At 69.0% G+C, this 15,271-nt stretch carries 19 protein-coding genes; 2 read left to right on the forward strand and 17 right to left on the reverse strand.

The window, feature by feature from the left end:
- Positions 1 to 101: 101 nt before the first annotated feature.
- From ACWGIC_RS42055 to eccB, 3 genes are all read right to left on the reverse strand, one after another.
- Positions 102 to 1,154, reverse strand: a complete 1,053-nt coding sequence (locus ACWGIC_RS42055; protein ID WP_452081542.1) for a WXG100 family type VII secretion target — start codon at positions 1,152 to 1,154, stop codon at positions 102 to 104.
- Positions 1,151 to 1,459 (reverse strand): hypothetical protein, encoded by a 309-nt coding sequence (locus tag ACWGIC_RS42060; protein ID WP_452081543.1) that lies wholly within the window; start codon positions 1,457 to 1,459, stop codon positions 1,151 to 1,153. Before ACWGIC_RS42060 ends, ACWGIC_RS42055 begins: the two co-directional genes overlap by 4 nt.
- 90 nt (positions 1,460 to 1,549) lie before the next feature.
- Entirely contained in the window at positions 1,550 to 3,184 is a 1,635-nt protein-coding gene (eccB, locus tag ACWGIC_RS42065) for a type VII secretion protein EccB (protein WP_452081544.1), read from the reverse strand.
- 819 nt (positions 3,185 to 4,003) lie between these two features.
- Here eccB and eccE point away from each other — a divergent pair.
- Together eccE and ACWGIC_RS42075 are read left to right on the forward strand one after the other, a co-directional pair.
- Entirely contained in the window at positions 4,004 to 5,236 is a 1,233-nt protein-coding gene (gene eccE / locus ACWGIC_RS42070; protein WP_409183479.1) for a type VII secretion protein EccE, read from the forward strand.
- An 82-nt stretch (positions 5,237 to 5,318) separates the two neighbouring features.
- On the forward strand, positions 5,319 to 6,038 hold the full coding sequence (locus tag ACWGIC_RS42075; protein WP_452081545.1) for a hypothetical protein: 720 nt from the start codon (positions 5,319 to 5,321) through the stop codon (positions 6,036 to 6,038).
- Between the two features lie 61 nt (positions 6,039 to 6,099).
- On the opposite strand, the gene ACWGIC_RS42080 is transcribed toward ACWGIC_RS42075, so the two are convergent.
- The 14 genes from ACWGIC_RS42080 to secY form a co-directional block, all read right to left on the reverse strand.
- Positions 6,100 to 6,486: a type II toxin-antitoxin system death-on-curing family toxin gene (locus tag ACWGIC_RS42080; RefSeq protein WP_452081546.1), complete on the reverse strand. Its 387-nt coding sequence runs from the start codon at positions 6,484 to 6,486 to the stop codon at positions 6,100 to 6,102.
- Positions 6,483 to 6,686: a CopG family transcriptional regulator gene (locus tag ACWGIC_RS42085; protein WP_116202466.1), complete on the reverse strand. Its 204-nt coding sequence runs from the start codon at positions 6,684 to 6,686 to the stop codon at positions 6,483 to 6,485. Before ACWGIC_RS42085 ends, ACWGIC_RS42080 begins: the two co-directional genes overlap by 4 nt.
- A 59-nt stretch (positions 6,687 to 6,745) precedes the next feature.
- A complete protein-coding gene (gene truA, locus ACWGIC_RS42090) occupies positions 6,746 to 7,582 on the reverse strand; it encodes a tRNA pseudouridine(38-40) synthase TruA (RefSeq protein WP_452081547.1) in 837 nt (278 codons plus the stop codon).
- A gap of 72 nt (positions 7,583 to 7,654) precedes the next feature.
- Complete coding sequence (gene rplQ / locus ACWGIC_RS42095) at positions 7,655 to 8,200, reverse strand: 50S ribosomal protein L17 (protein ID WP_009072343.1); 546 nt, start codon at positions 8,198 to 8,200, stop codon at positions 7,655 to 7,657.
- Between the two features lie 42 nt (positions 8,201 to 8,242).
- Positions 8,243 to 9,316: a DNA-directed RNA polymerase subunit alpha gene (locus ACWGIC_RS42100; RefSeq protein ID WP_009072342.1), complete on the reverse strand. Its 1,074-nt coding sequence runs from the start codon at positions 9,314 to 9,316 to the stop codon at positions 8,243 to 8,245.
- Between the two features lie 168 nt (positions 9,317 to 9,484).
- On the reverse strand, positions 9,485 to 10,090 hold the full coding sequence (gene rpsD, locus ACWGIC_RS42105) for a 30S ribosomal protein S4 (protein WP_037816256.1): 606 nt from the start codon (positions 10,088 to 10,090) through the stop codon (positions 9,485 to 9,487).
- Between the two features lie 23 nt (positions 10,091 to 10,113).
- Complete coding sequence (gene rpsK / locus ACWGIC_RS42110; protein ID WP_009072340.1) at positions 10,114 to 10,518, reverse strand: 30S ribosomal protein S11; 405 nt, start codon at positions 10,516 to 10,518, stop codon at positions 10,114 to 10,116.
- Positions 10,519 to 10,536: 18 nt separating this feature from the next.
- On the reverse strand, positions 10,537 to 10,722 hold the full coding sequence (locus ACWGIC_RS42115; RefSeq protein WP_009072338.1) for a hypothetical protein: 186 nt from the start codon (positions 10,720 to 10,722) through the stop codon (positions 10,537 to 10,539).
- Positions 10,719 to 11,099 (reverse strand): 30S ribosomal protein S13, encoded by a 381-nt coding sequence (gene rpsM, locus ACWGIC_RS42120; RefSeq protein ID WP_009072337.1) that lies wholly within the window; start codon positions 11,097 to 11,099, stop codon positions 10,719 to 10,721. Before rpsM ends, ACWGIC_RS42115 begins: the two co-directional genes overlap by 4 nt.
- A 199-nt stretch (positions 11,100 to 11,298) precedes the next feature.
- Complete coding sequence (gene rpmJ / locus ACWGIC_RS42125) at positions 11,299 to 11,412, reverse strand: 50S ribosomal protein L36 (protein WP_004558882.1); 114 nt, start codon at positions 11,410 to 11,412, stop codon at positions 11,299 to 11,301.
- Between the two features lie 37 nt (positions 11,413 to 11,449).
- Positions 11,450 to 11,671 carry a translation initiation factor IF-1 gene (gene infA / locus ACWGIC_RS42130; RefSeq protein WP_004558881.1) on the reverse strand — a complete coding sequence of 74 codons (222 nt, stop codon included), beginning with the start codon at positions 11,669 to 11,671 and terminating at the stop codon, positions 11,450 to 11,452.
- Between the two features lie 238 nt (positions 11,672 to 11,909).
- Positions 11,910 to 12,686 (reverse strand): type I methionyl aminopeptidase, encoded by a 777-nt coding sequence (map, locus tag ACWGIC_RS42135; RefSeq protein ID WP_452081549.1) that lies wholly within the window; start codon positions 12,684 to 12,686, stop codon positions 11,910 to 11,912.
- A gap of 44 nt (positions 12,687 to 12,730) precedes the next feature.
- Positions 12,731 to 13,285 (reverse strand): adenylate kinase, encoded by a 555-nt coding sequence (locus tag ACWGIC_RS42140; protein ID WP_344270205.1) that lies wholly within the window; start codon positions 13,283 to 13,285, stop codon positions 12,731 to 12,733.
- Positions 13,282 to 14,589, reverse strand: a complete 1,308-nt coding sequence (secY, locus tag ACWGIC_RS42145; RefSeq protein ID WP_452081548.1) for a preprotein translocase subunit SecY — start codon at positions 14,587 to 14,589, stop codon at positions 13,282 to 13,284. Before secY ends, ACWGIC_RS42140 begins: the two co-directional genes overlap by 4 nt.
- Positions 14,590 to 15,271 lie beyond the last annotated feature (682 nt).

The raw sequence follows: 15,271 nt of genomic DNA on the forward strand, positions 1-15,271 counted from the left end.
CTCCCCACGGGGAGCGGCCCGTTTGTTTGACCACAAGGAAACCCGGTTCCGGGCGCGGAAAAGGCCGCTCGCCGCGGATGTCGCGGCGGCGGCCTTCCTGGTCACTTTCCGGGTTTCGGCGGCTTTCCGTCCTTCTCCGGCCGCCGCGCGGGCGGATCCTGGCCGATCACCGGCGGGGTCACCTGCGCGGGCTCGCCGAAGATCTCGGACGTCTTCGCCGCCGTGCGCTGCCTCGGCTTGTGCGACGAACTGCCGCCGCCACCGCCACCGCCGCCCATCCCGGCGAAGCCCATCATCGGCATCATCGACGTGCCCGAGCCCTGGTTCGCCGCCGCGGCCTGCGGAGCCGGGGCGATCGGCTCGGCGGGCGGAATGCCCGCCTGGCCTTGCTCCAGCCGCGGGTCGGCGGCGGTTTCCTTGCCGTGGTGGGAATTCTCCGCGGCGGACGGGCTCACCGAATCGTCCGGGGAAGCAGCGGAAGAGGCCACTGTGGACTCTCCGGCCGCGCTGTCGGCCGACGGGCTTGCCGCGGAAACAGCAGGGGCGCTCGCGGACGCGTCGGCGTCGTGCAGCCGGAACTGCTGCGCCGGATAGTGGTGCCGCAGTTCGATGCTCGACGGGCTCCCGGCCGGTGCGTCCACCCCGGCGCACAGCCGGGCGAACTCGCGCAGCACGTCCTCCGCGGCCTCGTGCAAGGACTTCAGCGACTGCTCGGTCTCCCGCATCTGCGATCGCGCCCGGGAAGCGCCGCCGCTGGGCAGCATCGCCGATTCGGACAGCAAGTCAGCAGCGTCGACCAGCACCTCTTCCGCCGCGCCCGCGATCTTGCGCAGCGATTCGGTGAGCTGGTCCATCGAGTCGGCGAGCGCGTCGAGCGCGTCCTCCGCTCCCTCGCTCGCGGCGCGAATCTCGCCGAGGTAAGCGACGAACGCGTCCGCGTCGGGGCCGGACCACGACGCGTCGATCCGGCCGAGATCCTCCGCGAGATCCGCGGAAACCCTGGCCGCCGTGCGGGCCGCACCGCGCAGGCTCTCGGCCTCCGCGTCGAGTTCTTCCCAGCGGCCAGTGAGCGGCCGGTAGTAGGCAGCGACCGGATCGGTCACGCCCAGCTCGCGGGCAAGCTCGGTCACGTACGCCAAAGACGGCTCCGTCACGAGATCCTCCCGGCGCGCTCGATCCGCTCGGCCGCGTCGGCGTCCCGTTCGGTGTGGCCGGTGGTGAGCTGCTCCAGCGCCGCGGTGACCGACCGCAGTGCGGCCACCCCGGCGGTGAGCTGGCCGCGCAACGCCTGCGAAGCCTGTGCGTACGACTCCGGCACGCCAAGCTGCGCAGCCACCTCGCCGTAAGCCTCCGCGGTGGTCGCGCTCGCGCCTACCCCGCCCGCGGCGGTCTCCAGTTCGTCGGCCGCCCGCGCGACTTTCGCCGCGTAGCCGCCGACGACCGCGCCGTCGATCCGCACGGCGCTTGTTCCCGGACTGCTTCCCGGCGCTGCCACGTTCATCCCTCCGCTCACCCGGCTATGTCCGAGTGTGACGGACGGAACCCGCGCTCAGTTCCCGGCAGGTTGCTGCTGTCCGGCCGCCTGCGGTTTGTACGAGCCCGCGTTCGGGTCGATCGGCACCGAATCGAACTGCTTCATCACGTTCTGCACGTTCAGCGACGCCCCGGTCGGCAGGAGCCCGATGATCGACTCCGGCGCGGGCAGCCGGTTGTTCAGCCCCAGCTCGTCCGCGGTCGCCGCGTCCGGCACGCCGTAGCGGATGCCGCGGTCGGAGATCAGCTGGATCGGGCCCTTGCCGAAGGTCTTGTCGGATTCGGTGGCCGACTGCACCACCGCGCCGTACCCGGTCGGCATGTAGAAACCGGTGATCGGCACGCCGTTCGGGCCGGTGTTGCTGACGCTGATGATCTTCGAGGTGCCGTCGGTGTTCTTCTCCACCGGGATCTGCTTGTTGATGTAGACCGAGGTGTGCGCCTGGGTGTGATCGGCGTTGAGCGACCAGCCGAGGCACGCGACCGGCGAGCCCTGCGTGGCGTCGAGAACGGTCGGGACGATCTTCGGGTAGTTGTCGACCTCCACGTACCCGGGGTCGCCCTTCTGCAGCACCTTGACGTTGTTGATCTTGTCGAGGCCCAGCGTCGGCGTGGTGGCCGTGCCGCCGCTCTTCGCCGTGCGGACGATGTCCGCGACCGCGGGCGACACCTTCTGGATGCCGTTCTTGGCGATGAGCCAGAACTCCTGGGCCCCGCCGGTCGGCTGGGTCGAGAAGACGTTGCCGACGGTCAGGCCGTCGAAGCTGCTCGACGGCGTCGTGTTGTCGCCGTCCACCAGCGGCGGGGTCAGCTTGGAGACCTCGGGGATCGCGTTGAGCAGGGCCTGCGACACCTTGCGGGCCTTCGTCGGCAGGTGCAGCGCGGCCCGCACCGGGTCGCTGGAGCCCGAAGGCACCTCGGCGCGCACGGTGTTCGCGTTCGGCCGGCTCTGCGTCGCGGGCAGCCGGTAGATGAGGTAAGTCTTGCCGTTGCCCGCGTCGCCGAGCAGCGCCTGGTTCTCCTGCAGTTCGCCGCCGAGCTTGTCGATGCCGGCGATCACGTCCGTGTTGGTCTTGTTGACCGAGTCCGGCTGCGGCAGCGATGTATCGAGCACCACCTCGTCGCAGACCGCCCAATTGGGGGTAATCCGCTGGTCCGCCGACGGGATCAGCTGCGGGCCGTCCGGAATGCCGGTGAGCTTCTCGCGCGGCATGTTCTTCAACTGTTCATCCGAGACGACAGTCGGGTTCTTCACCTCGGCCGCCTGCTGCTGCGCACCGCCTTGGCCGCCCTGCTGTCCCTGGCCGCCCTGCTGCTTCTGCGCCAGGAGGATCAGCCGCGCCGAGGCGAGGTTGAAAGTGGGGATCAGCCGCGCCGGATTCCCGGTGACGACATACACAGTGCCGGACTGCTCGCCGATCACGATGTTGTCCGACGACGGCACTGACGGCGCGGGGCTCAACAGGCCCCACAGCACGAAAACGACGGCGCCCAGCACGCCGAGGATCACGCCCACCGCGGTCGCGCGCCCGTGCGAGCGCATGGGGTCGTGCAGCATCACCGCGTCACGGCGGACCAGCGCGGACTGCATCCTGCGCAGGACGAACTTGTATGCCTGAACCTGAGACTTAGTCGTGGGTGTTGATGGCATTCTCGACCTACAGTCCTCCCCGTCGCGGTACGGTTCCGCAGGATAGCCGTACGGGGACCGTCTGGTGTGGGGTTTCTACCAACTCCGGTTAGGGTCAGGCATCCCGGGACCGGCTTTCCGGGTACGCAGCACTCACGAGGGGAAGAGAACGCGCGGATGTCCGTCAGCACGCCTCCACGTCCGCCTGGTCCGCAGGGACCGCCACCGCCTCCCGGGGGACGTCCCCCGGGTCCGCCGCAGCGGCCCGGAAGAACCGGCGGACCCGGTGCGGCTCCCGGCGGGCCCGGCATGCCTCCTCGTACTCCCCCTCCCGGCGTCCCTGGCGGTCCCGGTGGTCCTGGCGGACCCGGTCGGCCCGGCGGGCCGGTCACTCCCGGACCCGGCGTTCCCAAGCCCGGGGTTCCCGGCGCTCCCGGTCCCGGCGGCCCCGGACCCGGCGGACCCAAGCCTGGCGGACCCGGCGGTCCCGGCGGACCTAAGCCCGGTCCGGGCGGTCCCAAGCCCGGCGGACCCGGTCCCGGCGGGCCGGGCGGCCCCGGTGGGCCTGGCGGACCCACCGGTCCGCGGACCGGACGTCCTGGCGGCAACGGACCTGGCGGCCCCCGTCCGGGCGGTCCCGGGGGCAATGGTCCCGGTGGTCCCGGTGGACCTGGCGGCCCGGGCGGTCCCGGAGGCCCTGGCGGCGGAGGTCCCGGAGGCCCCGGTGGACCTGGCGGCGGCGGCCCCGGTGGACCCGGCGGCCCTGGGGGCCCGAGCGGCGGCGGCCCCGAAAGCAGCGAACCCGCACCGACCGGCGGCGGCGCCGCGACCGCGCTCCGGATGGCCCCGCCCTCGCGGCGGCGTTCCGGCGGCATCTCGCTCGGCCCGCTGCCGGTGGTCAACCTCGTCGTGCTGGAAGTCGGCGTCGCGATCGGACTCGTGCTGCTCGCGATCAACATGCAGCTCAAGTACGTCGCGATCGGCGTCGCGGCGCTCGGCCTGATCCTCGCTTTCCTGCGCGTGGGCGGACGCTGGTTCACCCAGTGGCTCTCGCTGACGCTGCGGTACCGGTTCCGCTCGCACGGCCGCGTGGCGACCCCTCCGCCGCCGACCAGCATCGAAGAGCTCGCCGAGGAAAGCGCTGTCACCGGCCCGGAGGACGCGCGCGTCAGCCTGCTGCGGCTGGCCGTGCCGGACCTCGTGGTGGCGCACGCCGTCGACCACGAACGGCAGGAAGTCGGCATCGCCTGGAACGACGGCACCTGGACCGCGGTCCTGCTCGTCGAGCCGATGCCGGCGATGATCTCGCAAGCAGGCGGCGCGCCCAGCCTTCCGCTGTCCGCGCTCGCGCCGTGCCTGGAAGACCGCGGCGTGCTGCTGGACTCCATCCAGATGATCTGGCACAGCTACCCGGGTTCGGCCGCGATGCCCGCGGACGCCCCGGCGCTCAGCTCTTACCTCGAGGTGCTCGGCCCGCTGCCCGCGGCCGCGCGGCGGACCACGTGGATCGCGGTCCGGCTCGACCCGCGGCGCTGCCCGGAGGCGATCCGGGAACGCGGCGGCGGCGTCGTCGGAGCGCACCGTGCGATGATCGGTGCGCTGTCGCGGGTGCGCAACGCGCTCGAGTCCCAGGGTGTGCCGACCCGGCCGCTCGACCCGGACGAACTGTTGCGCGCCAGCATCTCCGCGGCCGAACTCACCGCGGTCGCCGGTTCGAACGAGAAGGTCAGCCTTCAGGAGAGCTGGACCGGCGTCACCGCGGCCGGCATCGGGCACTCCAGCTACGCGATCACCGGCTGGCCCAAGGGCAAGATCAGCGGCAGCCTCAACGGGCTCACCAGCGTGCGCGCGCTGTCCGCGACGGTCGCCATGGCGATTTCGCCGTCCGCCGACGAAGGCCGCATCGGCCTGCGCGGCGTGGTGCGGCTCAGCGCCCGCAACCCGCGTGAGCTGGACGCGGCCGACCAGCGGCTGCAGAGCATCGCGGAGCGGCTGGACGTCGACCTGACCCCGATGAAGGGCATGCAGATCTCGGCGTTCTCCGCGACGCTGCCGATCGGAGGAACGGCATGAGCGCAGCTTGCAAGCGAATCATCGTTATTCATGCCGTCGCCTCCCCGGCAACTAGCGTGAAACTCCTTAAGGAGGCGGCGGCATGAGCACTCGAGTCCGCGACGCCGGGCACAACAACGGCATCGCCCCGGAGTTCACCGTCGACCCGGCCATGCTCGACGCGATCAGCCCGTCCGGCGACCGCGGCGGCGTCGTCCTCGGCTCCGGCCTCAAGGGCGAACCGCTGACGGTTTCCGCGCTGCGCTCCCAGCCGACCCGCATCGTGCTCGTCGGCGGTCTCTACCTGGCCCGCCAGGTCGCGATGCGCGCCATGGCCACGGGTGCCTGGGTGGTCGTGGCCACCGGACGTCCCGCGGCGTGGCAGGTGCTGCAGCAGGCAGCCGGAAGCCGCGACGGACGTCCGTCGCCGCTGGTGCAGATCCGCCGGCTTTCGCCGGTCGAACTGCCGCGCCCGTCCGAGGACGCCCCGCTGCTCGTGGTGACCGACGGCGGCCCGACCCCGCAGGACCTGTTCCCGCCGCGGTCGCCCTGGCAGACCACGGTGTACGTGCTGCCCTATCTGCACCCGCAGGCCGGAACCACGGCGAACGCCGCGGACCTCGTGCTGATGCAGCGGCTCCCCGCCGGGCAGGCTGAGCTGGCGGCCCGGATCTGGCGGCTGCCGCCGCAGATGATGCGCCAGCTGACCACGCTGAAGGACGACCAGGTCGTCGCGCTGGGGACGAACCTGTGGCGTCCGCTGCGGTTGGTTACGACGCAGAAGGAACAGCAGCTGCTCGGCCCGGTTCGCCGAGGCGACTAAAAGCGATGAGAAATGGTGAAGGCCTCCTTGCGGGAATCCCGTAAGGAGGCCTTCAACGTTTTCAGCGATCGGCGGCGTGCAAGGCGCGAGCCCATTCCGCCAGGCGCTCAGCCACCGATTGATACGGCAAAGTCCCGGTCGCGGTCGCGATCACCAGGTCGTACGCGTCGTCCTCCGGCGCGTCCAGGTCGAAGCCGTTGAGCCCGTAGAAGACGTACACCGACATCCACCCCAGCCGCTTGTTCCCGTCGATCAGCGGGTGGTTGCGGACGATGGATTCCAGCAGCACCGCGGCTTTCTCGTGCAGGTCCGGATACGCGTCCTGCCCCATCAGCGAGGACTGCGGCCGGTGCGCCGCCGCGTCGAGCAAGCCCAGATCGCGAACCCGGGGCACCCCGAGATCGGCGGACAGCGTGAGCAGATCGTCGAGCGTCAGGTACTCGATCACTGCGCGAGGCGATCAAGCAGGGAGGCGTAGCGGGCCCGGCCTTCGCTGGAAAGGTCGCGCACCCGGTCGTCCCGGACCCGGCGGGCCGCGGCGTCCGCGATCGCCCGCACCACCGCTTCGTGCTTGCTCACCCCGTCCGCCTCGGCAAGCAACGCGAGCGCACGCTCCAACTCGTCGTTCAACCGCAAAGTCATCGCCATGAGGTTCATGATACCACTCTGGTATCGTCAATGGCCTGCTCTTTTCGGCTGCCCGGCCGCTAAAGCTCGGTCGACGACCGCACGTTCCGGGTCTGCTCCGCCCGCGCGGCCAGCAGCTCGTCCGGCGGGTAATCCACCGCCGTCAACGTCAATCCGTGCGCCGGGGCGACCGCGCTGTCCCGCGCCCCGCTCGCCAAAACCTCGCCAGGCCAATCGGTTCCGCGCCGCCCGTCCCCCACGAGCAGCAATACCCCGACCAGGCTGCGGACCATCGAATGACAGAACGCGTCCGCACTGACCCGGACTTCCAGCAGATGCTCGTCGATCCGGGTCCACTCCAGCCGCTGCAGCTCACGGATCGTCGTGCCGCCCTCGCGCTGTTTGCAGTACGCCGCGAAGTCCTGCAGCCCCAGCAATGCCTCAGCGGCGGTGTTCATCCGCTCTGTCGACAGTGGACGGCCCCAAGCCAGGGTGTCGTTGCGCCGCAACGGATCGACGCCCCACGGAGCGTCTGAGACGCGATAACGGTAGTGCCGCCGGATGGCCGAGAACCGCGCATCGAACCCATCCGGAGCCACGCGGGCTTGGAGGACCCGCGCATCGGCGGGCAAAAGTTTGTTCCAGCGGCCGCGCATCCGCGTCAGGTCCGGGATTCCCTGTTCGTCCACCGGAATCCGGCCGGGCGCACCGGGTGCGAACGGGACGACGTCGACGTGCACGACCTGGCCGGTCGCGTGCACCCCGGCGTCCGTGCGGCCCGCGACGACCACGGACTTCGGCACCGACTCCCCCGGCGGCTGGCGGTGCAGCGCCTGCTCCAGCTCGGCCTGCACGGTGCGGCGGCCGGGCTGGCGAGCCCAGCCGGAGAAGTCCGTGCCGTCGTAACTCACGTCCAAGCGCAGACGAACGAGCCCGCCCTCCCCGTGGGGAGCGGCGGGCTCGTCCGATACAGACAGTGCCGGCAGGACTCAGTCCTTCTTGGCGTCGGCGTCGCCTTCGGAGGCAGCGGCCTCGTCAGCGGCCGGAGCCTCTTCGGCAGCCGGGGCCTCTTCGGTCGCGGCAGGAGCCTCAGCGGCTTCCTCGGCGACCGGAGCGGCGGCGACCTCGTCCTTGGCGAACTTGGTCTTGCGAGCCCGCTCGGCCTCAGACGTCACGGTCTTCTCCGCGACCAGTTCGATGACGGCCATGGCGGCGTTGTCGCCCTTGCGCGGCATCGTCTTGGTGATGCGGGTGTAACCGCCGGCGCGCTCCGCGAAGTGCGGGCCGATCTCGGCGAACAGCTTGTGCACGACGTCCTTGTCCCGGACGACCTTCTGCACCAGGCGACGGTTGTGCAGGTCGCCCCGCTTCGCCTTGGTGATCAGCTTCTCAGCCAGCGGACGGACCCGCTTGGCCTTCGCCTCGGTCGTCGTGATCTTGCCGTGCTCGAACAGCTGAGTGGCCAGGTTGGCCAGGATCAGCCGCTCGTGCGCGGCGGACCCGCCGAGCCGGGCTCCCTTGGTAGGGGTGGGCATGACTTTCTCCTAGTTCAGCTCACAGCGTCCGGGCACGAGGCCTCAGAGCTGCTCGGTCTCTGCGTAGTCCTGGCCATCGTCGTGGCCGTCGTCCGAAATCCCGCCGCCGATGCCGGCGACCCCTTCCGACCAGCCTTCGCCGTCGTAGCTGGTGGCAGCCGCGGACGGGTCGAACCCGGGCGGGCTGTCCTTCAGCGCGAGGCCGAGGCCGACGAGCTTCAGCTTGACCTCGTCGATCGACTTGGCGCCGAAGTTGCGGATGTCGAGAAGGTCCGCCTCGCTGCGCGAGACCAGCTCGCCAACGGTGTGGATGCCTTCGCGCTTCAGGCAGTTGTACGACCGGACGGTGAGGTCCAGGTCCTCGATCGGCATCGCGTAGGCGGCGATGGTGTCCGCCTCCTGCGGCGACGGGCCGATCTCGATGCCCTCGGCGTCGACGTTCAGCTCGCGAGCGAGACCGAACAGCTCCACCAGCGTCTTGCCCGCCGAGGCCACCGCGTCGCGCGCGGTGATCGACGGCTTGGTCTCGACGTCCAGGATCAGCTTGTCGAAGTCGGTGCGCTGCTCGACACGGGTGGCCTCGACCTTGTAGGTCACCTTCAGCACCGGCGAGTAGATCGAGTCGACCGGGATCCGGCCGATCTCCGCGCCCGCCTGCTTGTTCTGCAGGGCCGGAACGTAACCGCGGCCGCGCTCGACGACCAGCTCGATCTCGAGCTTGCCCTTGCCGTTCAGCGACGCGATGTGCAGATCCGGGTTGTGCACGGTGACGCCCGCGGGCGGCACGATGTCGGCAGCCGTGACCTCACCCGGGCCCTGCTTGCGCAGGTACATGGTGACCGGCTCGTCCTCTTCCGAGGACACGACCAGTTCCTTCAGGTTCAGGATGATGTCGGTGACGTCTTCCTTCACCCCGGGAACGGTGGTGAATTCGTGCAGCACGCCGTCGATGCGGATGCTCGTCACGGCCGCGCCCGGAATGGACGACAGCAGCGTGCGCCGCAGCGAGTTGCCGAGCGTGTAGCCGAAGCCGGGCTCCAGCGGTTCGATGGTGAACCGGGAGCGGGTCTCGTTGACCGTCTCTTCGCCAAGAGCCGGCCGCTGGGAAATCAGCATTTCTTGGTTTCCTTTCCAGACGACGCCCGCCATATGACGTCGAAGGGATGGCGTGGCGGCGGCGCACTCTGGGCGCCGCCGCCCGGGTCCGACAGGGCCGGACTACTCCTTCATCTGGGGCCGAGCCCCAGACCCGGGCCGGGGGCAAGCCCCCTGGACCCCCAAAAACTACTTGGAGTAAAGCTCGACGATCAGCTGTTCCTGAACCGGAACGTCGATCTGCGCGCGCTCCGGCAGCTGGTGGACCAGCACGCGGAGGTTCGACGGGACGACCTGCAGCCACGCCGGAACCGGACGCTCGCCGAAGGCTTCCTTCGCCGCGACGAACGGGAGGGTGCCCGCCGACTTCGGCTTGACGTCGATGATGTCCCACTTGGTGACCTGGTAGGACGGCACGTTGACCTTGACGCCGTTGACCAGGAAGTGGCCGTGGCTCACCAGCTGCCGCGCCTGACGGCGGGTGCGGGCGATGCCGGCGCGGTAGATCACGTTGTCCAGCCGGGACTCGAGGATCTGCAGCAGGTTCTCACCGGTCTTGCCCGGACGCCGCACGGCTTCCTTGTAGTACCGGACGAACTGACGCTCGAGAACGCCGTAGGTGTAGCGAGCCTTCTGCTTCTCCTGCGACTGCAGGAGGTACTCGGACTCCTTGATGCGCCCGCGGCCGTGCTGGCCCGGCGGGTAGGGGCGACGCTCAAACGCCTGGTCGCCGCCGATGAGGTCAACCTTGAGGCGACGCGAAATACGCGTCGCGGGGCCGGTGTAACGAGCCATTTCTTAGTACTCCTCCCCGTTCCTCAGACCCGGCGCCGCTTGGGCGGGCGGCAGCCGTTGTGAGGCTGCGGGGTCACGTCCTGGATGGTGCCGACCTCGAGGCCGGCCGCCTGCAGCGAGCGGATCGCCGTCTCGCGGCCCGAACCCGGGCCCTTCACGAAAACGTCGACCTTCTTCATGCCGTGTTCCGCGGCCTTGCGGGCAGCGTTCTCGGCGGCCATCTGCGCGGCGAACGGAGTCGACTTGCGCGAGCCCTTGAAGCCCACGTGGCCGCTCGAGGCCCACGCGATCACGGCGCCGGTCGGGTCCGTGATGGAGACGATGGTGTTGTTGAAGGTGCTCTTGATGTGCGCGTGACCGTGCGCGACATTCTTCTTTTCCTTGCGGCGGACCTTCTTGGCCCCCGCAGTGCGGCTCTTGGGTGGCATGTTCTGAGGGTTCTCCTGTTAACGCGCGTTCTCTTGGTGAGCGGCGACGGCTTCCTGCTGCCCGCGGCGGATGATGGATCCGGCGTCGGTGTAGAGGTTCCGCAGCGCCATCGGGCGGGCGTAGAGCGCCTTGGGCGAGACACAAGCCGTGGAACGACGGACGGAACCGCCCATGCGAACGACCTTCTTGCCCTGGGTGCTCACTTCTTGCCAGCCTTCTTCTTGCCGGCGACCGTCTTCTTCGGGCCCTTGCGGGTGCGGGCGTTGGTCTTGGTGCGCTGACCGCGCACCGGCAGACCACGACGCCAGCGCAGACCCTGGTAGGTCCCGATCTCGATCTTGCGCCGGATGTCGGCGTTCACCTCACGGCGAAGGTCACCCTCGACCTTGAAGTTTTCGTCGATGTAGTCCTTCAGCTTGACGAGGTCTTCGTCGCTGAGGTCCTTGACGCGGGTGTCGGCGTTCAGCTCGGCAGCAGCGATCATCTGCTTCGAGCGGGTACGGCCGATCCCGTAGATGTAAGTCAGCGCGATCTCCAACCGCTTCTCGCGGGGGAGGTCGACGCCAGCGAGTCGTGCCACTGGTGCTCCTTTTTTGAGTTCGTCTTCAGGTCTGCTCCCCGTCCGGTTCCGGAACCGACTCGCCTTGTCGTGCCCGTGGCTTGCGCCCCGGGTGTCCCGGCCCCGGCCTGAAGTCCGGGGGTGCACCGGACCGCTTGCGCGGCCCGGCAGGCACGGGGAGGGTGGGTTAGCCGTCAATCGGCCTGCTGCAGTGCGGTGGTCAGCCCTGACGCTGCTTGTGACGCAGGTTCTCGCAGATCACCATGATCCGGCCGTGGCGGCGGATCACCTTGCACTTGTCGCAGATCTTCTTGACGCTCGGCTGGACCTTCACGTCTTCCTGCTTCCTGCTCTGCTCAGCTCTGGCGTGATCACTTGTAGCGGTAGACGATGCGACCACGGGAGAGGTCGTAGGGCGACAGCTCCACGACAACCCTGTCTTCGGGCAGGATGCGGATGTAGTGCTGCCGCATCTTGCCGCTGATGTGTGCCAGGACCTTGTGGCCGTTCTCCAACTCGACGCGGAACATCGCGTTGGGGAGCGGCTCGACCACGCGGCCTTCGACCTCGATGGCCCCGTCTTTCTTAGCCATGTCCTCCGCAATCCCTGATGCACGCTTGATGTGCACAGCGTGATCGGCTTTGAGCTCGAGTCCTTGCTTACTGGGTGGTGCTCGGCCACACTCGGCCCCGGGTCCATGTGGTTCGCGAGAAATCACGAGCATGCTGGAACCGGCGCATGAGCGCGCCGACTTGACAGTGTACGCAACCCGTGCAGTGCCCCGTCGACCGGGGTGCAAGTAGACCCGTGTGAGTGGCGGGCGGGGCCGCTCAGGACTCTTCGGGCAGGGTGAGCACCCAGGGACCGTCCTCGGTGATCGCGACGGTGTGTTCCCAGTGCGCGGCGCGCGAACCGTCGATGGTGACGACCGTCCAGCCGTCTTCCAGCTCGAGGGTTTCGCCGCTGCCGCCGGTCAGCATGGGCTCGACCGCGAGCGCCATGCCGGGCTTGAGCCGGGGCCCCTTGCCGGGTTTGCCGACGTTCGGCAGGAACGGCTCCATGTGCATCTCGCGGCCGATGCCGTGACCGCCGTATTCGAGGATCTCGCCGTACTCGCGGCCGTCGTCCTCGCCGGCCTGGCGGGCGGCGGTCTGCACGGCGAACGAGATGTCGGTGAGCCGGGAGCCCGCGCGGACGGCTTCGATGCCCGCCCACATGGCGCGTTCGGTGGCGGCGGACAGCTGGCGGTCCTTTTCGCTGACCTCGCCGATCTCCAGCGTCACCGCGGAGTCGCCGTGCCAGCCGTCGAGGATCGCGCCGCAGTCGACCGAGATCAGGTCGCCTTCGGCGAGCACCTGTTTGCTCGACGGGATGCCGTGCACGATCTGCTCGTTCACCGACGCGCAGATCGACGCCGGGAACCCGTGGTAGCCCTTGAACGAGGGCACCGCGCCGGCGTCACGGATCGTCTGCTCGGCCAGCTGGTCCAGCTCGGCCGTGCTGACTCCGGGCCGCGCGAGTTCGCGCACGGCGGCCAGGGTGCGGGCGACAACGAGACCGGCCGCCCGCATGGCCTCCAGCTCGCCGCGGGTCTTGACCTCGATCATGCGCCCGCGGCGGAGCACTTGCAGAACACGCAATCCTCCGAGATTCACGTGCGGTCGCGCAGCGCTTTCAGCACGCGGTCCGAGATCTCCTGCACCTCGCCGACGCCGTCCACCTTCACCAGGATGTCGGCGTAGTACTCCAGCAGCGGCGCGGTCTCCGACACGTACACCTGCTGGCGACGGCGGATCACGTCTTCAGTGTCGTCCGAACGGCCGCGCGACATCAGCCTGCCGACGACGACGTCCTCGGCCACGTCGAGCTGGATGACCGCGTCGAGCTTGGTGTCGGCGTCGCTCAGCATCTCGCCGAGAACCTCGGCCTGCTTGGTGTTGCGCGGGAACCCGTCGAGCAGGAAACCCGCCTTCGCGTCCGGTTCGGCCAGCCGCTCGCGGACCATCTCGTTGGTCACCGAGTCCGGCACCAGTTCGCCGGAGTCCAGGTACCGCTTGGCCTCCTGGCCGAGCGGGGTCTCCTGGCCGACGTGCGCCCGGAAGAGGTCGCCCGTCGAGATGTGCGGGATCCGCAGCTGCTCGGACAGGGCCACCGCCTGCGTGCCTTTGCCCGCGCCGGGCGGTCCGACGAGAACCAGTCGCGTCACTTCAAGAACCCTTCGTAGTTGCGCTGCATCAGCTGGCTTTCGATCTGCTTCACGGTGTCGAGCCCGACGCCGACCATGATCAGCACAGCCGTGCCACCGAACGGGAAGTTCTGGTTGTTCCCGCTGCCGGTGAGGGACAGGAAGAAGTTCGGGAGGATCGCGATGATGCCCAGGTACAGCGAGCCGGGGAGAGTGATCCGGCCCAGCACGAAGCTGAGGTACTCGGCGGTGGGACGCCCGGGCCGGATGCCCGGGATGAAGCCGCCGAACTTCTTCATCTCTTCCGCACGCTCGTCCACGTTGAACGTGATCGTGATGTAGAAGTAGGTGAAGAAGATGATCAACAGGAAGTAGAGCAGGATGTGCACCCAGCTGCTCTGGTTGACCAGGTAGTTCTGGATGAACGACTGCCAGCCCGAGTTGCTCTGCGGGTCGCCGATCAGCTGGCTGAGCAGCTGCGGCAGGTACAGCAGCGACGAGGCGAAGATGACCGGGATGACACCGGCCTGGTTCACCTTGATCGGCAGGTAGGTCGAGGTGCCGCCGTACATCCGTCGGCCGACCATGCGCTTGGCGTACTGCACCGGGATCCGGCGCTGGCCCTGCTCGACGAAGATGACGCTGGCGATGATCACCAGGCCGAACGCGAGGACCACGACCAGCGCGACGCCGCCGCCGTTGCTGATGATGTTGGCGCCCTCGGCCGGGATGCGGGCCGCGATGTTCAGGAAGATCAGCACCGACATGCCGTTGCCGACGCCGCGCTCGGTGATCAGCTCGCCCAGCCACATCATCACCGCGGTGCCCGCGGTCATGGTGACGACGATCAGGGTCAGCGAGTAGACGCTGTTGTCCGGGATGATCGGCTGCGAGCAGCCCTGGAACAGGGTGCCGCGGTCAGCCAGCGCGACCACGCCGGTGGCCTGCAGGATCGCCAGCGCGATCGTCAGGTACCGGGTGTACTGGGTCAGCTTGTTCTGGCCGGACTGGCCTTCCTTCTTCAGCTCCTCGAACCGCGGGATGACCACGGTGAGCAGCTGAACGATGATGCTCGCGGTGATGTAGGGCATGATGCCCGTCGCGAACAGCGACAGCTGCAGCAGCGCGCCGCCGCTGAAGAGGTTGAGCAGCTGGTACACGCCCTGCTGGTCGGCCTGTGCGGTACAGGCCTGCACGGCGGCGAACGAGACCCCCGGAGCCGGGATGGTTGCACCGATCCGGTAAACCGCGACGATGGCTAGCGTGAACAGGATCTTCTTGCGTAGATCCGGCGTCGCGAGAGCCGAGCGGAATGCGCTGAGCACGCGGGGGACCTCCTCGGCGTCGTCGGTCGTCCCAACCGACGATCGGCTTGGCCGGTACGAGACCGGCGGGATGTCTGACTCACTGGCAAGCCAGGAACGCTTCAGGGCATACAGGCCCGGAAGCGTGCCGCCGACTCTAACAGCTTCGCATGGGCCGCCCGCAGCGCGTGTGCGTTTTACGTCTCACCACGAGCCACCCCCGCGAGCAAGAGCCGCAGGTGAGGCCACTCGGAGCACAGATGATCACCTGTTCGGCCCGCACCATTCGGCGGGCTTTCCCACCGCAGCACGGAAAACCGACCCCAGTTCACGGCACCGGTCATCGAATCCGTGAGGGCCACCTTCACGGACTCTGATTCCCTCAGGGTTCCCCTCACGACCCACCCACCCCCAACGCCGGATGCGCCCCAATGTGGCGTTGGGTGCATCTCACGCACCCAATGTGGCGTTCGGTGCGTCCCACGCACCCAATGCCACATTGGGGCGCTAGCCCCACCCCTCACCCACCCGCCACCCGCGAACCCACCCCGCCCACACACCCAAACCCCGCGCCCCCACCGACCCAGCCGCACCCGCGCTCCCAACCCCGCCAAGGCAGCCACACTCCCCCGCACCCCGATACGAAGCCTTCCCTGCGGTTCGGGGGTGCTTGTCAAGGCATCTTTCCCGCCTTGACAAGCAC

The sequence above is a fragment of the Amycolatopsis sp. NPDC054798 genome, assembly GCF_053611505.1.

Excerpts from the sequence above, each read along its gene's own strand:
- eccB (WP_452081544.1), bottom strand. The coding sequence starts at position 3,184 with ATGCCATCAACACCCACGACTAAGTCTCAGGTTCAGGCATACAAGTTC.
- eccE (WP_409183479.1), top strand. The coding sequence starts at position 4,004 with ATGGCCCCGCCCTCGCGGCGGCGTTCCGGCGGCATCTCGCTCGGCCCG.
- ACWGIC_RS42075 (WP_452081545.1), top strand. The coding sequence starts at position 5,319 with ATGAGCACTCGAGTCCGCGACGCCGGGCACAACAACGGCATCGCCCCG.
- ACWGIC_RS42085 (WP_116202466.1), bottom strand. The coding sequence starts at position 6,686 with ATGGCGATGACTTTGCGGTTGAACGACGAGTTGGAGCGTGCGCTCGCG.
- rplQ (WP_009072343.1), bottom strand. The coding sequence starts at position 8,200 with ATGCCCACCCCTACCAAGGGAGCCCGGCTCGGCGGGTCCGCCGCGCAC.
- ACWGIC_RS42100 (WP_009072342.1), bottom strand. The coding sequence starts at position 9,316 with ATGCTGATTTCCCAGCGGCCGGCTCTTGGCGAAGAGACGGTCAACGAG.
- rpsD (WP_037816256.1), bottom strand. The coding sequence starts at position 10,090 with ATGGCTCGTTACACCGGCCCCGCGACGCGTATTTCGCGTCGCCTCAAG.
- rpsK (WP_009072340.1), bottom strand. The coding sequence starts at position 10,518 with ATGCCACCCAAGAGCCGCACTGCGGGGGCCAAGAAGGTCCGCCGCAAG.
- infA (WP_004558881.1), bottom strand. The coding sequence starts at position 11,671 with ATGGCTAAGAAAGACGGGGCCATCGAGGTCGAAGGCCGCGTGGTCGAG.
- map (WP_452081549.1), bottom strand. The coding sequence starts at position 12,686 with ATGATCGAGGTCAAGACCCGCGGCGAGCTGGAGGCCATGCGGGCGGCC.